The organism is Pseudomonas sp. MPDS, from assembly GCF_013283895.1.
Lineage (GTDB): Bacteria > Pseudomonadota > Gammaproteobacteria > Pseudomonadales > Pseudomonadaceae > Aquipseudomonas > Aquipseudomonas rhizophila.
The window spans coordinates 2,684,456-2,701,209 of record NZ_CP054128.1 but is presented as its reverse complement, the minus strand read 5'-3'; the positions used below and the strand labels follow the sequence as shown (position 1 = coordinate 2,701,209).

The following is a 16,754-nucleotide window of genomic DNA, read 5'->3' as shown; positions in this document are numbered from 1 at the left end:
GCACCGGTCTTTTACACGCGCACACTCGCCAGTGCCCTGATTGCCCCGAGCGATGCCTTGAGGCAATCGCCCGGGGGTTATTCCACACGTCATGCCGCATCAGCGGTCGACTGGCCCGGCGTCATGAAGCGATGGTGCTATCTTCGCCCGGCCACTCCTCGTAAGGGATATCCCAGATATCGCCTTGCGGCACACCGTCGATTTCGTACTGGGTCAGGTAATCGCTCAAGGCATCCGAGAATTTGCCCACCCGGGTCTCCTGCTTGCCTTCCTCGATCAAGCCCGGGACGAGCAGTGCCAGCGCGGCCACACCCGCCGCCGCGAAGCCCAGGCCACCGGCTATCATCGAGATACGCGAAGCGGCAATCGCCGAAACGCTCATCGCGCTGGCGCCCACCTCAGCCACCGAAGCCAAGCCCGCCATGATCCCCAGCGAACCGGCCGTGATATTCATGCCACCCGATACCGTATCGCCTTTCCTGAGCGCCTTGACGCCATCGAAGATGCCGTAGGCACCGGCAGTGATAGCGGCAATGCCACCGATCCCCTTAGCCGCGTTTTCCATACCCTTGAGGTTGGCAGTCACGCTTTTGAGCGGATCGTCCAGCTTTTTGCCCAGATCGCCGAGCCGATCACCTGTCAGCTTGCCTTTCACATCCTTGAGGTAATCCTGATAGTTTTTCAGGCCCCCTTCAGCCAGAAGCGTGGCGGCCTGCACTGAGCCGGTGGCGATGTCGACGATCTGCCGCTCGGTCAGCTTACCGGCGTTGTTGGCGCCTTTGGCGATGGTAACGCCGGCCATGAACAGCCCACTCACACCGTGTAGGACGCCTTTGTTGGCAGCGTCCTTGATCGAGGAGTCTTTGCTGAATACATCCAACGCATCCAGAGTCTTGGTGCCTTGGCGAAGCAGGTCCCAGTCGCCCCTGAAGTTAGCAAGGATCTGGTCTGGCGTGGCGACGGTGCCGTCGGCATTGACCAGCATCTGCGGGTTTTCCTTGCTGATCTGCTCAATGATTTTCTTGACCTTCTCCTCGTCCAGCTCACTTCCACCATTGACGCCGAAGGCCGCCTTCATGTCGTCGAAGGACGCATCCTTGAAGGCATTGTCCTTGGCGATCCTAGTGAAGTTATCGTTGAGCTGTGTGTCGAACTTGCCGGTGAACTCGGGGTCCAGCGCCGAGTTGTAAAGCGCGACTTCAAGGCTGAAGGCACTCATGGCTTCGTCAGGGGTATGCTCCTTGAGCAACTCATTCAGGCGATCGCCTGAAGCCAGCGACTTCTCGTAAAAGCTTTCCAACTCCGCATTCGCCTTGGAGCCTTTGACGGCGGCCTGGATCTCACCGGCATTATTGATGCCCAGCGCGCCCTGGAGGGTCTGCGCCGTACCGAAGAACTCGGCAAGAATTTCCGTGTGAGTCGTCTTGCCATCCTTGGACTTGGTCTCCCACAGGGTATCGAGTGACTTGCCGGACTTGATTTCGTCATCGTAGGTTTTTTGCAGGGACTCCTTGAGCCCCTTGTTATCGTCCACCAGCTTGGTCAGCTCACTGGAGCCGTGCTCGCTCATGTATTGACTGACCGCAGGGTCACTTTCCAAGATACCAATGTGCTTGTTGACATCGTCCAGCAGCTTCTGGGCATCGGGATGGCTGCGCACCTTATTGGCAATAGTGACCTGCGACTTGTCATCCCTCCACATCCCGGCGGCGCTGCCCTGGATGATCAACTGCTGGGCGGCCTTGAGATCCTGAAGAACAGCGGCTTTTTCCTCTGCCGAGTATTTCTCCGGGTGATCGAACACGTCCTTGTTCAAGCCTGCGGTATCGACCCTGGCCAAGGCATTGTTGCCAGCGATACCAGAAAGCAGTGCGGTCACGGAGGTCGCATCCTTGGGCACGTTGGCACTCTTGAGCCAACCCTGGACATCACCCCTGCTCAGTTCACCATCAGGATTCTTGTCCAGTGGGTTCTTGGCGTTATCGATGACCTTGAACGCACCTGGCTGAGACCAGAAATCCAGTGCCTGCTTGGTCTCCTCGCTCAGCTGTGAATTCTGGTTCCTGTACTCCTTGATGTCGTCGGCAGTCAGGTACTTGCCCGCACCGGTCTTGCCCTTGATCGCCTCAAAGTTTTCATCGAGGATCGCTGCGTACTTGGCGATCTGCTGCGACGCCGGATCGGCATCTTTGTTGGTCTTGAGGTAATCCTTGTAGCTGGCGATATCATCGGTCTTCTTGAGTTCCGGCAGAGTCGAAAAGCCTCCCTTGCCGAAGTCCTGCAGCCGCCCCGCCTCGGTGCCGTGCTTGGCTTCGCCACTTTTGGTGAAACCGTCCACGCTGCTGTTGAACACATCACCACCGGACTGGGCATTGCCCTTGTCATCGAACATCGTAATGCGATCCAAGACCTGCGCAGCCCGGTAGGCGGCGTCGGCGTCGTTCTCGTAATCGCCGACCTGGTCCTTGAGCATGTCCTTGACGCCACTCTGGTTGCCCAGGTTCTTGAGCAGCGGGTTGTCTTCAATGATGTCTTGGGCCGAGCGCTTATCCTCTTCCGGACGCTTCCAGACGATGCCAACCTTTTCCGCCTGCTCGCGGGCTTCCTTGTTGTCGCCCGCCGACGACGAATCCTTAATTTCACCCTTGAGGGCAGAAAACCCCATCTTGCCGAAGTCCTGCAGGCGACCGGCTTCGGTGTCATGCTTCGCTTCACCGCTCTTGGTGAAACCATCGACACGACCGTTGCCTACGTCCTTGCCAGCAATCTTGCCTCCTTCGCCATTGAGGGTCTCGATGTGCTCGAGCACCTGGGTCGCCCGATAAGCGGCGTCCGGATCATTTTCGAAATCGCCGACCTGCTCCTTGAGCATGTCCCTGACACTGCTCTGATTGCCGAGGTTCTTGAGCAAGGCATTGCCATCGATGATGACCTGCGCGGAGCGATCATCGCCTTCAGGGCGCTCCCACTTGATGCCCAAGGCCTCGGCTTGTTCGCGTACCTTGGGATCATCGCCGGGCTTGGACAGATCCTTGAGCTCGCCTTTGAGGTGCGAGAACCCTTGCCGGCCAAAGTCCTGCAGGCGACCCGCCTCAGTGCCATGCTTGGCGTCGCCGCCCTTTGTGAAGCCGTCGACCCGGCTGTTATCGATGTCCTTGCTGGCGATCCGTTCACCACCTTCATCATATTTTTCCACGTGCTCCAGCACCTGCTTGGCACGGTAGGCCGCATCGGGGTCAGTCTCAAAATCGCCGACACGGTCCTTGAGGTTATCCTTCACATCGCTCTGGTTACCCAGGTTCTTGAGCACCGGCGTGTCGTTAATGATGTCCTGGGCCGAGCGGTCGTCGCCTTTTGGCCGCTCCCATTCAATGCCCGCGTCCTTGGCCTGCTTGATCGCCTGGTCCCAGGCTTCGGCAAGTTTAGAGTCTTGCGGCTTAGAAGTTATGCCTACAATACTGACATCTTGAACGGACATGAAAGACTCCTTTTTCTAGGGTATGGACAAGCGCAGAGGCTGAACAACTGCAGCAGATCAGCCAGCAAAAATACGCCTGCTTAGAGGTGCCATTAGTTTGGTATTAACTGGATGATTAGCTCTGCATATGCCAGCATCATCAAAGGAGTATCACGGGAGAGTGTTACAGCATGAAAAAACGCTCACATTAAGTTTACATGACGCTTTCACTGCACTTTTAAATTGATATCAATATGCCGCCTCGGCACACCACTATCTTATAATTATTGGCTCCCCCCTACTTAAGATCAGTTATTCAGCGTTCGCATTGAACTTATAAGCCCCTGCCCTCGCACTCATCCAGATGCAATGCCGCCAATATTCTGCGTGTATCTTGCAATGTAATACTTGCCTGAAGACCAGACTTCGTTACGTATAACCTTGACTTAGCACTGACATAAACCGCCATTGATGGTGTTCCAATAGAGCGTGCGCCCCCATCCTTTGCAGGGCTGTTGGTCAGGGCAGGATGCGCTCGAAAGGGAGGCGGACGGTAGGCAGGGGATCAGCCAGCAGGGGCCAGGCTGACCGATAGCATTTAATCAGTTCTGCGGACGCTGCTTAGACGAATCCAACTCGGTCTTGGCAACGGTGGTCAGCTCAGTGATTTGAGCCGACTTCACTTCGCTGCTGGACGCGTTCACGCCGTACTACGCCGCCTAACCAAGTGCCAAGCATGCTTGGTGATGCACGGAGAAATCCTAGAGCATCGCAGCTTGACGTTATTCCAAAGCATCAGCCGCCTATCATGGACATCGGCGAACCTTCTACGTATTGCGCAAGAGACGATCGAGCACGTTTTTTGTGATCATCACGGTGTAAATGTCTGCCTGCATAAGCCCATGTACCCATTCGCACGTGGCGGTTGCGTACAGCGTCCAGTCGAACCACTCGAGCGCATTGCCTATACCTGCCGCGCGCAAGGATTTCAGGCGTCCTTGGTGAGACGTCGTATTGTTCATGTCTATCTCCGGGTTACGGATGGAATCGGGGCGGCTGGGGAGCCGGATCAAAGGTGCAGCGCTTGCCCGGCCTGGGCACTGCCATGGGCAGAAGGGACCCGGACACGCAACGCAATCAGCAACGCGGCCAGCAGCATCAGCACGGCCGCCGCTACGAATACGCCTGCGCTGCCACCGAGGCTGAACATCGCACCGCCAGCGGCTGCGCCCGTTGCGATGGCCGACTGCACAGAAGCCACCACCATGCCCCCGGCGCTTTCCGCCTGATCAGGTATTGCGCTGGCGACCCAGTTCGACCACGCCACCGGCACACCGCCAAAAGCCAGGCCCCAGATCGCCAGCAGCACCGCCTGCCCCGGCACCGAGGCCGGCAACAGCACCAACGCCAGTGCTGCAACGCCCACCAGCGCGGGCATCAACACCAGAGTGGCCAGCGGGTGACGCTCAAGCAGCCACCCGGCCAACAGCGTGCCGCCGAAGTTTGCCACACCGAAACCCAGCAGCATCAGCGACAGCCCTTGCGGACCGATGCCGGTGGTACCCTCAAGGAATGGCCGAACATAGGTGAACATCGCGAAGTGACCGCTGTGCACCAGCACACAACCGAACATCCCCATGGCGATGCCCGGGCGCTGCAACACCTCAAGTACGGTGCGCAGGCGTGCCGGCGTGCGCGGCGCAAGGCGCGGCAGCGTGAACGACTGGAAAGCCAGGGTCACCAGACCTACCGCCGCCGCTGCAAAGAACGCGCTGCGCCAGCCATATAGGCCGCCTAAGTAGCTGCCCAGCGGGACCGCAACCACCGTCCCGACGGCAATGCCGCTGAAAATGATCGAGAGCGCTCGGGGCAACAAAGCCCCCGGTACCAAGCGCATCGCCACCGCTGCCGCCATGCTCCAGAACCCGCCAAGGGCAATGCCCAGCAAGATACGCATTACCAATAGCACCGCAAAACTGGAGGAAACGGCGACCAAAAGATTGGATGCGATCATCAGCGTGGAAAAACCCAGCAGCACCCAGCGGCGGTCGATACCGCGGGTCAGGCCTGGCACCAACAAGCCAGCGAACAGTGCCACCACCGCTGTCACCGTTACCGCCTGGCCAGCCAGCGCTTCGGACACCCCCAGATCGGTAGCCATCGGCGTCAGCAGGCTGGCCGGCAGGTACTCAGCGGTGAGCAATCCAAACACGCCCATTGCCAACGAGAAGACTGCCATCCACGCAGGGGCCGCAGGTTCCATATCCAGCGCGGCGCCGGGACGGTTGTTGGATATGGCATTACAAACACAGTCATTCATTGCACGGATCTCCCAATCTTCATTGCGACCCGCAGTCTAGGCGCGAGAAGCTGGATGATCTATGATCGAAAACCTCGTTTTTTTGACTAAAACACCGAACAATGCCTACCGATCAGTTTGCCCTCTCCTCGGATCTCATCAACGAACTGTTGCGCGGCATGCGCCTGCGTGGCGTCGAGTACCGGCGTATCCAAGCCGGTCCAGCCTTTGGCCTGAGCTTCGCCGACAAACCTGGGCATGCCTGGTTTCACTTCCTGGCGATCGGCAATGCGGTGCTGCGGATGGAGGACGGGACAACGTACGCGCTGTCTGCCGGCAACGCCGTATTCATCTCCCATGGCGCAGCCCATCAACTGCTTTCCCATACGGACGTGCCTGTTCAGGACATCGACCGTTTAGACGGCGCCCCCCTCGGTGATACGGTCAGCGCGGTGGATACCGGAACCGATGCCAGCGCCACGCCGACCACCATTTTGTTCAGTGGCTGCATGGAGTTTGAACTGGGCAGTATTCATGGCCTTGGCAGGCTGATGCCGGGCCTGATGCTGATTGATGCCGGCGGCCAGCGTTACCCCGGTCTCGTGCCTATCCTGACCACCATGGAACGCGAGGTCAGCGCCGCCCGTGTCGGCTTCGCCGGTATCCTCGCGCGTTTGGCCGATGTGGTGGCCGCCATGGTCGTTCGCGGTTGGGTGGAGTGCGCCTGCGGTAATGCCTCTGGCCTGGTCGCTGCATTACGCGACCCACGCTTGGCAAGCGCGCTTCTCGCGCTCCATCAACAACCGGGACGCGACTGGACCGTTGCGCAGTTGGCGGAGCAATGCAATACCTCTCGCTCGGTCTTCGCAGACCGTTTCCAGGCGACTATTGGCATGGCCCCACTGCGCTACGTGACTGAGTTGCGGATGCGGCTTGCGAGCCAGTGGTTGACGCTCGAAAGGCTGCCGATTGAAGAGGTGGCGCAGCGCTTGGGCTATACCTCTCAGGCCGCGTTCAGTCGCGCATTCAAGCGCATTACGGGCAAGACGCCTGGGTTAAGTCGTCAATCGAGGCGGTCCGCTGTTTCCTGAAGCCGAGCGGGAGTCGTGGAGGAGCCGGCGGAATAAAAGCACTTTGAAATTCAACAGTGCCGGTGACTAGCGTTCAAATCTTCCAAACGCTGGATGCATTCTTTCACTCGCAGCCTCTACAGAATGATCGCCTTCACCCAAAAGCGGACACAGAGCACCACGTATTTGCCTAAGGCCTATCGCGTGAGTAGAATGCGATTAATTATCAATCATGTATTTGCCGGGATTCCGATGCGTAGCGATGAAACACTAGGTACTGCAGATCTAGGGCTGCTCTATCGAACCCACCACTCGTGGTTACACGGCTGGCTAATCCGACGCATTGGATGTCGCGACAACGCTGCAGATTTGGCGCAGGACACCTTCGTACGCCTGCTCAAATCCCGTCAGTCCAGCCCCTTGCGCGAACCACGCGCCTATTTGAGCAGTATCGCCCGCGGACTGATGATTGATCAGTATCGTCGTCGCGAACTCGAACGTGCGTACTTGGAAAGCATCACGTTGCTGCCTCAACATGAGGTTCCCTCGGAAGAAAGCCGGCTGATGATTCTTGATGCGCTTGAGCGCATAGACCGCATGCTCGGTATGCTTAAACCAAGAGTTCGCCAGGCATTTTTATTTGCCCGACTCGACGGTCTAACCTGCGCGCAAATAGCCGAAAAGCTGGGTGTTTCCCGCGCGACGGTGGAACGCGACCTGGCCACGGCCCTGCAACACTGCTATCGCTTGCGTTATGTCGAGGCGTGAGCCGCAGGCGCTCAATCCGGCCATTGTTGAGCAGGCAATCCAATGGCTGGTGCGCCTTCGCTTCAATCAAGCCGATGAACAGACACAGCGCACTTTTGAGCACTGGCTGCAGCAGCACCCGGAGCATGTGGTGGCGTGGCAGCGTGTGGAAACGCTTGGGGATGAATTCGCAGGCGTGCCAACTCAATTGGCCCGACAAACCCTGAATGGCACCAATCATGGAATGCGGCGGCGGGAAAGCCTGAAGCTACTGGGCATATTGGCGACTGTTAGCGCTGCAGCCTGGCTCGGCCGGGACTATACACCCGTACCCGCCATGCTTGCGCAGCAGCGCAGCAGTACCGGCGAGCAACGACGCTTCCAACTCGATGATGGCAGCCTTATCCAGCTCAACAGCGATAGCGCCGTCGACAGCGATTTCGACGCCCAGCGACGCCTGATAATCCTGCGACGTGGGGAAATCATCGTGAATGTCGGCGCGGATCAACACTCGCCTCGAGCACGACCGTTCTGGGTGCAATCACGTGACGGGCTCATCCGCGCTCAGAGTTCCCGCTTTCTGGCACGCGAGCTGGACGATGGCACTCTGGTCGCGGCTCAGGAAGGATCAGTCACGGTTTTCCCCGGCTCCGATCAAACTCCTGCGAGCCGCAGCGTCCAGGCAGGAAATCACCTGCTGTTCACATCAAGTGGCGCCCGAATGTTCAGGGACAACGGCCTTGATCTATGGAGCTGGGGTGACGGGGTGATCAGTGCGCGCAATATGCGCCTCAATGATTTCATCGCGGAGTTGTCGCGTTATCGCCCCGGGGTACTGCGCTGCGCCGAAGGGGTCGCTGATCGTCGCGTTTCCGGCACCTTCCAGCTCGCCGACAACGATCAGGTCCTGGCATTGATCGCGCAGTCACTGCACTTGCACATTGATTATCGGACCCGTTATTGGGTGACCGTGACCGCTGCCACCTAAGCCCATCAGAACTTTGTGCTACCTGAAAAATAATGAGGTAGCTTCTCATTCTCGTTCGACCTCTAAGGAAGGCCGGAATACAGGCCAGTCTGCCGATGTCCTTTCTTGGAGCGAGAAAATGAGTTCGTCCCCTGTTTCACAGCGCCATCCATTAAATCGTGCCTTGCACGGTGCGATTTTGGGTTTGATCGTAAGCAGCTACGCATTGCCATCGCTGGCGCAAACGTCGAGCGCTGACCACAGCAATCAGGTGAAACAGTGGAACATCGCTGCCGGCCCACTGGCGCCGGCGCTTGACCGCTTTGCGCGCGAGGCTGGCATCAGTCTTTCCTTCGACGCATCGAGTGTAGTGAACCGCACCACTGCTGGCGTGAATGGCACGCTCGATACGTCGGCAGCGCTGTCATCGTTGCTGCAGGGGAGCGAATTGCAAATCGAACAGCAAGGTCCGAATGCCTATCTACTGTTCCCTCAACCAAAGCCCGCCGGCCCGCTGGAGCTCGACGCAACAGACGTCGAGGACTACCGCCTTGCCCCCCTCATCATCAATGCCAAGGTCAGGGTCAGTGCCGACGACGACGCCAACTCGGTGGTCGCCAAGGAGCTCTGGGTTGGCGGCAAGGTGGCAACCAGCATTCTCAATACACCGGCCTCGGTGTCGGTTGTTACCAACAAGGAAATGGAGCAACGCAGCGTCAGTACCACGGAAGAGGCGCTGCAATACACGCCGGGCGTGGTCAGTGACTTCTATGGTACGGATGACCGCAACGACTATTTCCAGATCCGGGGCTTCCAGGCTACTACCTACCGTGACGGCTTGACCCTGAGTTCGATGCGCGGCGTACGCGAAGATCCATTCGCCTATGAACGCATAGAGATTCTGCGTGGCGCCAACTCCACGCTGTTTGGCCCAGCGGACCCGGGCGGTTCGGTGAATTTCGTGACCAAACAGCCGCGCTTCGAGCAGTTTGGCCAAGGCTATGTGACCTACGGTTCGTTTGACCATGTAGAGACAGGCATCGATGTGGGGGATGCGCTGAACGACGAGAAAACCTTGGCTGGCCGCTTTACTGCCAAAGGCCAAAACAGCGACCGCGAGTACGATCACTCACAGGACGACAACCGGTTGGTGATGGGTGGCCTCACCTGGGCGCCCACGGATTACACGTCAGCCACCGTGACTCTGGACTATCTGAAAACTGAAAGTTCGCCCAACAGTGGCGGCTATCCGCTGGACAAGGAATACGACCGCAGCAAGTTTTATGGTGAGCCCAGCTACAACTTTCACGATGTCGAGCGCACCAGCCTCAGCGGTAACGTCACCCATGACTTCGACAACGGCTTCGTACTGCGCAGCAATCTGCGTTACAGCAAATTGACCGATGATTTTGGCTACGTTTACATCAGCGACAGCGCCGCACGTGTCGGTACTAGCGTTGACCGGTATCTGTTTGGAACGGACAGTGAGGCCGACCAGTTCAACGGCAATCTGATGCTGCAATACGATGCCCGCTTCGAGAACATCGACAGCAGCAGCCTGGTGGGCGTGGAGTACCTCGATTCGACCACCAAGGAAAGCTCGGTCTACGCCCTGACGACCCCGATTGACATTGCAAATCCCGTGTTTACTGGCGTTCCACGCTCAATCACACCGTATGCCGTCAACAAGCGAGACGCGACCACCAAGGCCGTGTTCCTCCAGCAGAACCTATCGTTCTACGAGCGTTTCATCGTCACCGGGGGTATGCGCAACGACTCGATGGACCTTACCAGCAAAGGCTTGCAATCCACTGAGAAAGACAACTTCTCCGAAACCTCCTACCGAGGTGCGTTGACCTATATCGTCAACGATGAGGTGTCCACCTATGTGAGCATGGTGGAATCCGTCTCGCCGCCTCAGGTTGGCGTAACACCGCAGACGGGCAGGCAGTACGAAGTGGGCGTGAAGTATGCGCCGATGGGAATGGACGCACTGTTCTCCGCAGCCGTTTATGACTTGACCCAGGAAAACGTCACCATCGCCGTGGTGCTGCCGAGCGGCATCATTGAGCAACAGACGGTGGGCGAATCGCGGGCGCGTGGCCTCGACCTGGAGGCCAAGGCGCAGGTGACGCGGAACCTCAGCCTGATTGGTGGCTACTCCTATATGGAGTCCGAGGTACTGCGCGGTTCGTTGTACGACGGCAGCTCCCTGAAGGGTAATGAGTTCACCACGGCACCCAAGCATTCCGCTTCGCTCTGGAGTTATTACGACGTGCCTGGCACTGATGTCAGCGTTGGCTTGGGTGCGCGCTATGTCGGCTCTTACTACTTCGATGCAGCCAACTCCGGCAAAAGCGATGGCACCACGCTGTTCGACGCCGCCTTCAACTACGAGATCGCCAAGGGCACCGACCTTGCGGTGAACGTCAGCAACCTGCTGGATGAGCAGCACGTGGTCGGTTCCGGCACAGCGAACTTCTACAACCCGGGTCGCGAGATTACCGCCAAAGTGAGTTACAGCTGGTAAGCAGGCGTTTAAGCCTTTTCCCCATGTAGGAAGCGGTGCCCGCTATACGGCGGGCACCGTCAACTTGGCCATCATTGTGCGAGATGAAAAACAAGGGCGTTCGACTTTCATCGTTACGCGCCAGCTGTTAACTAAGCGCCAGTAGCGCGAGATAACATCAACCTGTTTTCGAGCATCTGCTTTCGGCCCAGAGTGGGTAAAAACGCTTTCGCAAACCCTTGCTATGACTTCTGAGGATTTCATCGCAGGGACCGCTCATGAAGCGCTTTATCCAAGGTGAACATCGAGGCCAAGGTACCTTCCTTCCGGAGAGCCTCGACGATTACGTCAGCGATGCCAATCCGGTGCGCGTAGTCGATGTCTTTGTCGACGAACTCGACCCGATCAAACTGGGTTTCGAGGGCGCCATACCGCCTGATACTGGCCGGCCGGCTTACCATCCCGCAATCCTGCTGAAGATCCACATCTACGGTTATCTGAACCGCATTCCATCGAGTCGGTGTCTTGAACCAGAAGCCCAACGCAACGTCGAGCTGATGTGGCTACCAATAGCGGCCCTTCGAACTTGCCCCAAAAGCTCGCCTGCTGACCGGTCAATGCAGATAACGAAAACTATGCATGTTAGGCGGAGTATCGGCTTTAATGTCGGTGCAGACTCAACTGCTCACGGCGCAGGATTTCTATAATTTGCGAGATGTGAAGCACGCTATCGGTGGGTTCCAGGTTCTGAACCCCTGTCTAAATCAAGGACGACAACCCATTGAAAACAGCTCTAGGCGCCCTGCTTTTAACGTGTCTGACGACCAGCGCTCTCGCTGACGTCAACTCTGTCGGCTTCCAATCCTACACCCTACCGGACCCACGCAATGAGCGTCCGCTGGAGATGGTCGTCTGGTATCCCAGCACAACGACCACCACCCCACAGTTGATCGGCGACAATGTGGTGTTTGTCGGTGCTTCTGCGGTTCGCAACGCGCCGCCCTCTGCTGGCGAGCACCCATTGGTGGTGCTCTCCCATGGATTCAGAGGCAATTGGAACAATCAGAACTGGTTGGCGAGTGCATTGGCCCATAAGGGTTACATTGTCGCAGCGGTCAACCACCCCGGCACCACGACCCATGATCGAAGCCCGCAAGCGGCCGCGCAGTTATGGCAGCGGCCCATTGACCTGCATCGGGCCATTGAGGCGGTCACCACTCAACCTGAAAAATTTGGCGTGACCACAAAGCATCAAATTGCTGTAATAGGCCATTCACTAGGCGGCTGGACTGCAATGGAGATCGCCGGCGCTCGTTTCGACCCTGCCCTATTTGCCCGTGACTGCAAACTCCATCCGCAGTTATCCAGTTGTACCATTTATCAAAAGATCAACCCTGAGGGTACTCCGGTATTAAAGGCTGGTCTGGCCGGCGATTTGCGCGATCAACGGGTCACCGCTGTAGTTTCTTTGGACCTGGGACTCTCGCGCGGGATGACTGATGAGAGCCTTGCGGCACTGCCGGTGCCGGTGCTGGTTATCGCTGCCGGCGCACCATCGGTGGAACTGCCTGCTCAGTTGGAGTCCGCCAACCTGGCCACACGCCTGCCCCAAGCGTCCAGCCGCTATGTCGAGATCAGTGACGCCAGCCATTTCAGCTTCTTGCCGATTTGCAAACCAGGTGCAGTGGCATTGCTCGAAGAGGACATTCCTGGCGATGGGATCATTTGCGGGGATGGCGACAATGCTCGCCCGCGCGAGGTAATTCAACAGCAGGTTACGTCACTGATCACCGAGTTTCTGACGCAGTCCGCGAACAACAAAGTGGAGCTCTAGGATTGCTGGCACTCGGCAACTCAGCAGACCTGAAATTTGCGTAGGAGCCAATTTTTGTGTCGAATCCAGCCACCTATTACGATCAAAACGTTTCTACACAGCCTCGGCCAAAAGCAGACCCTCAGCGTGCGGGTCGCCCGCCTCTACACGGCACTTCGTCGCAAATTACTTACTCATACGGTCGACTGTGATTGATCAGAGCTGCGCTTGGCGGGTAGCAATCGAAAACAAGCAGTCAGCCACTGCGCGTGCCGTCCTAAACAACAGCTTTCATACGGAAATAGACTGTGGCAGCCATCACCGCCACTGCAATCACAGCTAGAAGGCCCTCGCGTTTCAACAGGTGCCAAGGCAACCGTCCGATCCTCAGTTTTAGCGCTCGTAATGCTCGAGTCCACATTGAAGCCCTGCCGCCGCTCAGTGCGCCATTCGTGAAGTAGATCGTACCGAGGAACACCACCACTGGGCTTGCCCACCGCAGCCACAGGACATCACTGGACCATAAGCATGCCAGGGCTGCGGGCACTGCGCTGGGGAGTACGTGGCGCAGCAATAGGAGCCCAGCGCCTCGCCGGTACCAGCGGCGCGGGAGTAACCATCGACTGATCAGCACATCCAGGCGGCCCGCTACCACAGCTACCATAGCCCAAACGTGGTATGCCTTCATGCCGATCCAATTCACGAACAACATCATCAGCGGCATTAAAACCACCACGCCCAGCACATCGTTCTTTTTCGGCCCGATAATCCCCGAAGCGACAAGAATTGCAGACAGCGCCAACCACAGGAATAGATAGACCCCTCGATAGCTAGTGGGCGGTAACCAATCCCGCCAGTTGTCGAGTGGTTGCAACCCAAGACGCTGGGGCACTTCAGGATATTGATATTCGATGGCTTGGCCGAGCTCTGCAAAACGTTGCCAGTCCAGGGCGCTAAAGCCGTCGGCCATTTCACGACGACGGCCGTCAGTCATGGGCTTGAACAGCATAGCGGCTGCCTGCCCGTGGATTTTATCGTCGTCGAACTTGGCCAGATCACTGAGTACGGTCTCTGACAAGGCTTGTGCCTCGCACTGCCGGATCAGGCGATCCCAGCGCCAGTACTCGCAGGGTAGGTTGCCCTGGGTTTCGTCCCAGCCCATCACTTGGCACACCCCATCGAAGAAGGCTGGCGACCATCCCTCTGCGGATTCGAGCCAATCCAATATGTTCTGCTCGAACTGCTGCCGGCGCTCGAACGGCAATAGCCAGTCGCTGGCCAGCCAGAGGCGTAGCGCGTCCATTACTTGACGATCTTTGCCCTCAGTCAACCACTGCTGCATCTGTCCCAGGGACGGTTCCGGTGGGCTGGCGGTAGTTGGAATATCGACGCGCTCTCTGTGGATGACCAGCGTGGGATCTTCCGCCGGCTGGTAGCGCTCGGGAGTTGACGCGCTTACGGCTGACGGGGCGTAAACGACTTTCCTTCCGGCCTGCGCACGCCAGCGCGCCTCGGCCAACGAGGCTTCATAGGCTTCACGAAGGCGCTGGAACTCATTGGGGTTTTCGTCTGGGCGGTGGATTCTGAGCAGCCGTGCATAGGCGCGTTTGATGCTGCGCTCGTCCGCGTCCGGGGTGAGGCCCAGCACTTGCCAATGACTCATGGCGGCTTACCCCTCTTGCTCGAAATGAGCAAGGCGCTGGATAACATCGCCACGGGCTTTACGGATCCGGTGTTCATCCTGGGTATCGAGCACTTGCTGAAAATGGTTCGCCAGCCCGGCGATGTACTGCCGGCCATCGCCAAGGCTTTCTTGATAAAGGCGGTCCAATCGAGCCAACAGCAGGGTATTGATCTGCTGGTCGCGCGGGTGCACTTTCAGCGCTTCGAGGGCGGCCAGCCGTTGCGCGATTTCCTCGGGAGCCAGTACGCCAGGATTGTTCTCGATAACCAGCCGGCGGGTTTCGCCATTGATGGGCAAATGCACCTGGGCTTCGAGCAAACCGTTATTGTCGTAGGTGAAGCGTACGTCCAGCGTAACCTCGCCGGCCTTGCGTGGTGGTACGGGAATTTCCAGTTCACCGAGGAAAATGTTGTTGGCCACCAACCGGCTTTCGCCCTGGAAGATACCCAGCCTGACCACCTTCTGGTTATCGCTGACGGTCGACACGTCACGGGAGCGGCTCACGGGCACCACAGTGTTGCGCTCGATGATTGGCAGGTAGTGACCGCTTTGGTAATCGGTGCCTAGCTGTACTACGGTCTCGATCCCCAGGGTATAGGGGCATACATCGGTAAGAACCACTTCCTCGAGGGAAGCATGGCGCGCCTGTAGCGCCGCCTGGATGGCCGCTCCCTGCGCAACAACCTCGTCCGGGTTTAGCTGCATTGCCGGAATTCGCCCGAACAGAGTCGCGACCAACTTACGTACCAAGGGCATGCGCGTGGTGCCGCCCACCAACAATATTTCGTCCAGATCCGCGACCTTGATCCGGGCATCGCGCAGCGCACGTTCGATCGGCGTGCGCAGGCGCTCCAACAAAGGCTGGACAATGTCCGCCAGGTCACTCTGGGTCAGTTCCAGACTCCACTCCCGCGTTTGCTCGCGAAGGATAAAGTGGGCGACTTGCGCTTGCCCCAATGCATGACGAACCCGCTGAGCCTCGCGCCGCAACCGCTGTGCTATGGCGGGGTGGGTTGTGTCGGGAAGATCAGCGACACCGATTCTGGCGATGAAATGCTCCACGAGCCGGTCATCGAAATCTTCCCCCCCAAGAAAGTTGTCCCCCGCGCTGGCGCGCACTTCCATGACGCCCTCGAACAGCTCCAAGATGGACACATCGAAGGTGCCACCACCGAGATCGAACACCAGGAAGGTCGTTTCGTTTCGCTCTTGAAGGCCATAGGCCAAGGCTGCTGCAGTAGGTTCGTTGATTAGCTTTTCGATCTTCAGTCCGGCCAACTCACCAGCAATACGAGTGGCCTTGCGCTGAGCGTCGCTGAAATACGCAGGTACGCTGATCACCGCTTCGTGAACAGGTTCGCCTAATGCACGCTCGGCATCGGCCTTGAGGCTGCGTAGCAACATCGCCGAGAGTTCTTCCGCACGGTAAGCGCGCCCGCTCAGTAACGTTTCACGGGCGCTGCCCATATAACGCTTGAATAGAGACGTAGTGAGGTGCGGGTGGGTATGCAGCCGTTCGCGGGCAATTTCCCCGACGATCAGTTGGCCGTGGTCGTCGAGGCCAACCACGCTGGGTGTGAGAAGATTGCCCAAGGCATTAGGGAGTAGCCTGGCGCTTTCGCCATCCCAAGCAGCCACTAAGCTGTTGGTAGTGCCCAGGTCGATACCTATGATCACAGTCACTTTTCCTTAAATGAGGCGACCGCCCAGCAGCGGAACTTGGTCGTAGGCCCAGACATTACACTGGACGCGGTTACGGATTCACGGTCGGAGTTATCGGCAGAGCTAAAGGTGGCTTTAACCCGTCCGCAATACCATTTGCGGGATCGGAGAACATAGCCAACATCAATCAAGCACGCCAGCGATACCAGACACTAATCCTCACCGCGTTGCGAGCAATCGCCAACATGCTCTCTCGTGTTGGACCCAAAATCGCGACGACCTTATACAAACCCTGCGCAGTAATCACCTCATCCACTCACGCCGGCATGTAAACCGGCCCTAGGAACAGTCAAAAGCCCCGCGCTAAGTATCAATTGCAAAGGACCAATTCAAGACGAGCCCTCACCCAAAAATCGCCTGCTGGCTGCTACTCCTTCCCCCTGCTCACAGGTCAACTCACAATTGGCTGCTTTCGGCCCAGAGTGTGTAAAAACGATCATGACCTCAACGTCTTGGATTATCGACACCCGTTGGCTGAGCGATTGC

General features: G+C 57.9%; 10 protein-coding genes and 1 pseudogene. 6 read left to right on the top strand and 5 right to left on the bottom strand.

The genetic code is table 11. The annotated features are described in order from the left end of the window. Window positions 1-121: 121 nt before the first annotated feature. The 3 genes from HQ912_RS11965 to HQ912_RS11955 all read right to left on the bottom strand — a co-directional run bounded on the left by HQ912_RS11965 (window position 122) and on the right by HQ912_RS11955 (window position 5,777). Window positions 122-3,478 carry a type III effector HrpK domain-containing protein gene (locus HQ912_RS11965; protein WP_173406807.1) on the bottom strand — a complete coding sequence of 1,119 codons (3,357 nt, stop codon included), beginning with the start codon at window positions 3,476-3,478 and terminating at the stop codon, window positions 122-124. An 806-nt stretch (window positions 3,479-4,284) separates the two neighbouring features. After that, the gene (locus HQ912_RS11960) at window positions 4,285-4,479 is read right to left on the bottom strand and encodes a hypothetical protein (protein ID WP_173406316.1); all 195 of its coding nucleotides are present in this window, start codon (window positions 4,477-4,479) and stop codon (window positions 4,285-4,287) included. 47 nt (window positions 4,480-4,526) lie between these two features. Continuing rightward, window positions 4,527-5,777, bottom strand: a complete 1,251-nt coding sequence (locus HQ912_RS11955; protein ID WP_139049698.1) for an MFS transporter — start codon at window positions 5,775-5,777, stop codon at window positions 4,527-4,529. A gap of 101 nt (window positions 5,778-5,878) precedes the next feature. Here HQ912_RS11955 and HQ912_RS11950 point away from each other — a divergent pair, with 101 nt between their 5' ends. The 6 genes and pseudogenes from HQ912_RS11950 to HQ912_RS11925 all read left to right on the top strand — a co-directional run bounded on the left by HQ912_RS11950 (window position 5,879) and on the right by HQ912_RS11925 (window position 12,883). Next, window positions 5,879-6,847, top strand: a complete 969-nt coding sequence (locus HQ912_RS11950) for an AraC family transcriptional regulator (protein ID WP_076384078.1) — start codon at window positions 5,879-5,881, stop codon at window positions 6,845-6,847. 231 nt (window positions 6,848-7,078) lie between these two features. Continuing rightward, on the top strand, window positions 7,079-7,594 hold the full coding sequence (locus HQ912_RS11945) for a sigma-70 family RNA polymerase sigma factor (protein WP_047229725.1): 516 nt from the start codon (window positions 7,079-7,081) through the stop codon (window positions 7,592-7,594). Continuing rightward, window positions 7,581-8,561 carry a FecR domain-containing protein gene (locus HQ912_RS11940; RefSeq protein WP_107322701.1) on the top strand — a complete coding sequence of 327 codons (981 nt, stop codon included), beginning with the start codon at window positions 7,581-7,583 and terminating at the stop codon, window positions 8,559-8,561. Before HQ912_RS11945 ends, HQ912_RS11940 begins: the two co-directional genes overlap by 14 nt. A gap of 118 nt (window positions 8,562-8,679) precedes the next feature. Further along, on the top strand, window positions 8,680-11,070 hold the full coding sequence (locus HQ912_RS11935; RefSeq protein WP_173406806.1) for a TonB-dependent siderophore receptor: 2,391 nt from the start codon (window positions 8,680-8,682) through the stop codon (window positions 11,068-11,070). Between the two features lie 257 nt (window positions 11,071-11,327). After that, a pseudogene (locus tag HQ912_RS11930) lies at window positions 11,328-11,615 on the top strand (transposase); the annotation flags it as partial. Between the two features lie 215 nt (window positions 11,616-11,830). Next, entirely contained in the window at window positions 11,831-12,883 is a 1,053-nt protein-coding gene (locus HQ912_RS11925) for an alpha/beta hydrolase family protein (protein ID WP_047229716.1), read from the top strand. Between the two features lie 256 nt (window positions 12,884-13,139). Here HQ912_RS11925 and HQ912_RS11920 read toward each other — a convergent pair whose 3' ends face one another. Together HQ912_RS11920 and HQ912_RS11915 are read right to left on the bottom strand one after the other, a co-directional pair. Beyond that, entirely contained in the window at window positions 13,140-14,525 is a 1,386-nt protein-coding gene (locus HQ912_RS11920) for a J domain-containing protein (RefSeq protein ID WP_107322699.1), read from the bottom strand. A 6-nt stretch (window positions 14,526-14,531) separates the two neighbouring features. Continuing rightward, window positions 14,532-16,223 carry a molecular chaperone HscC gene (locus HQ912_RS11915; protein WP_047229718.1) on the bottom strand — a complete coding sequence of 564 codons (1,692 nt, stop codon included), beginning with the start codon at window positions 16,221-16,223 and terminating at the stop codon, window positions 14,532-14,534. Between the last annotated feature and the right edge of the window lie 531 nt (window positions 16,224-16,754).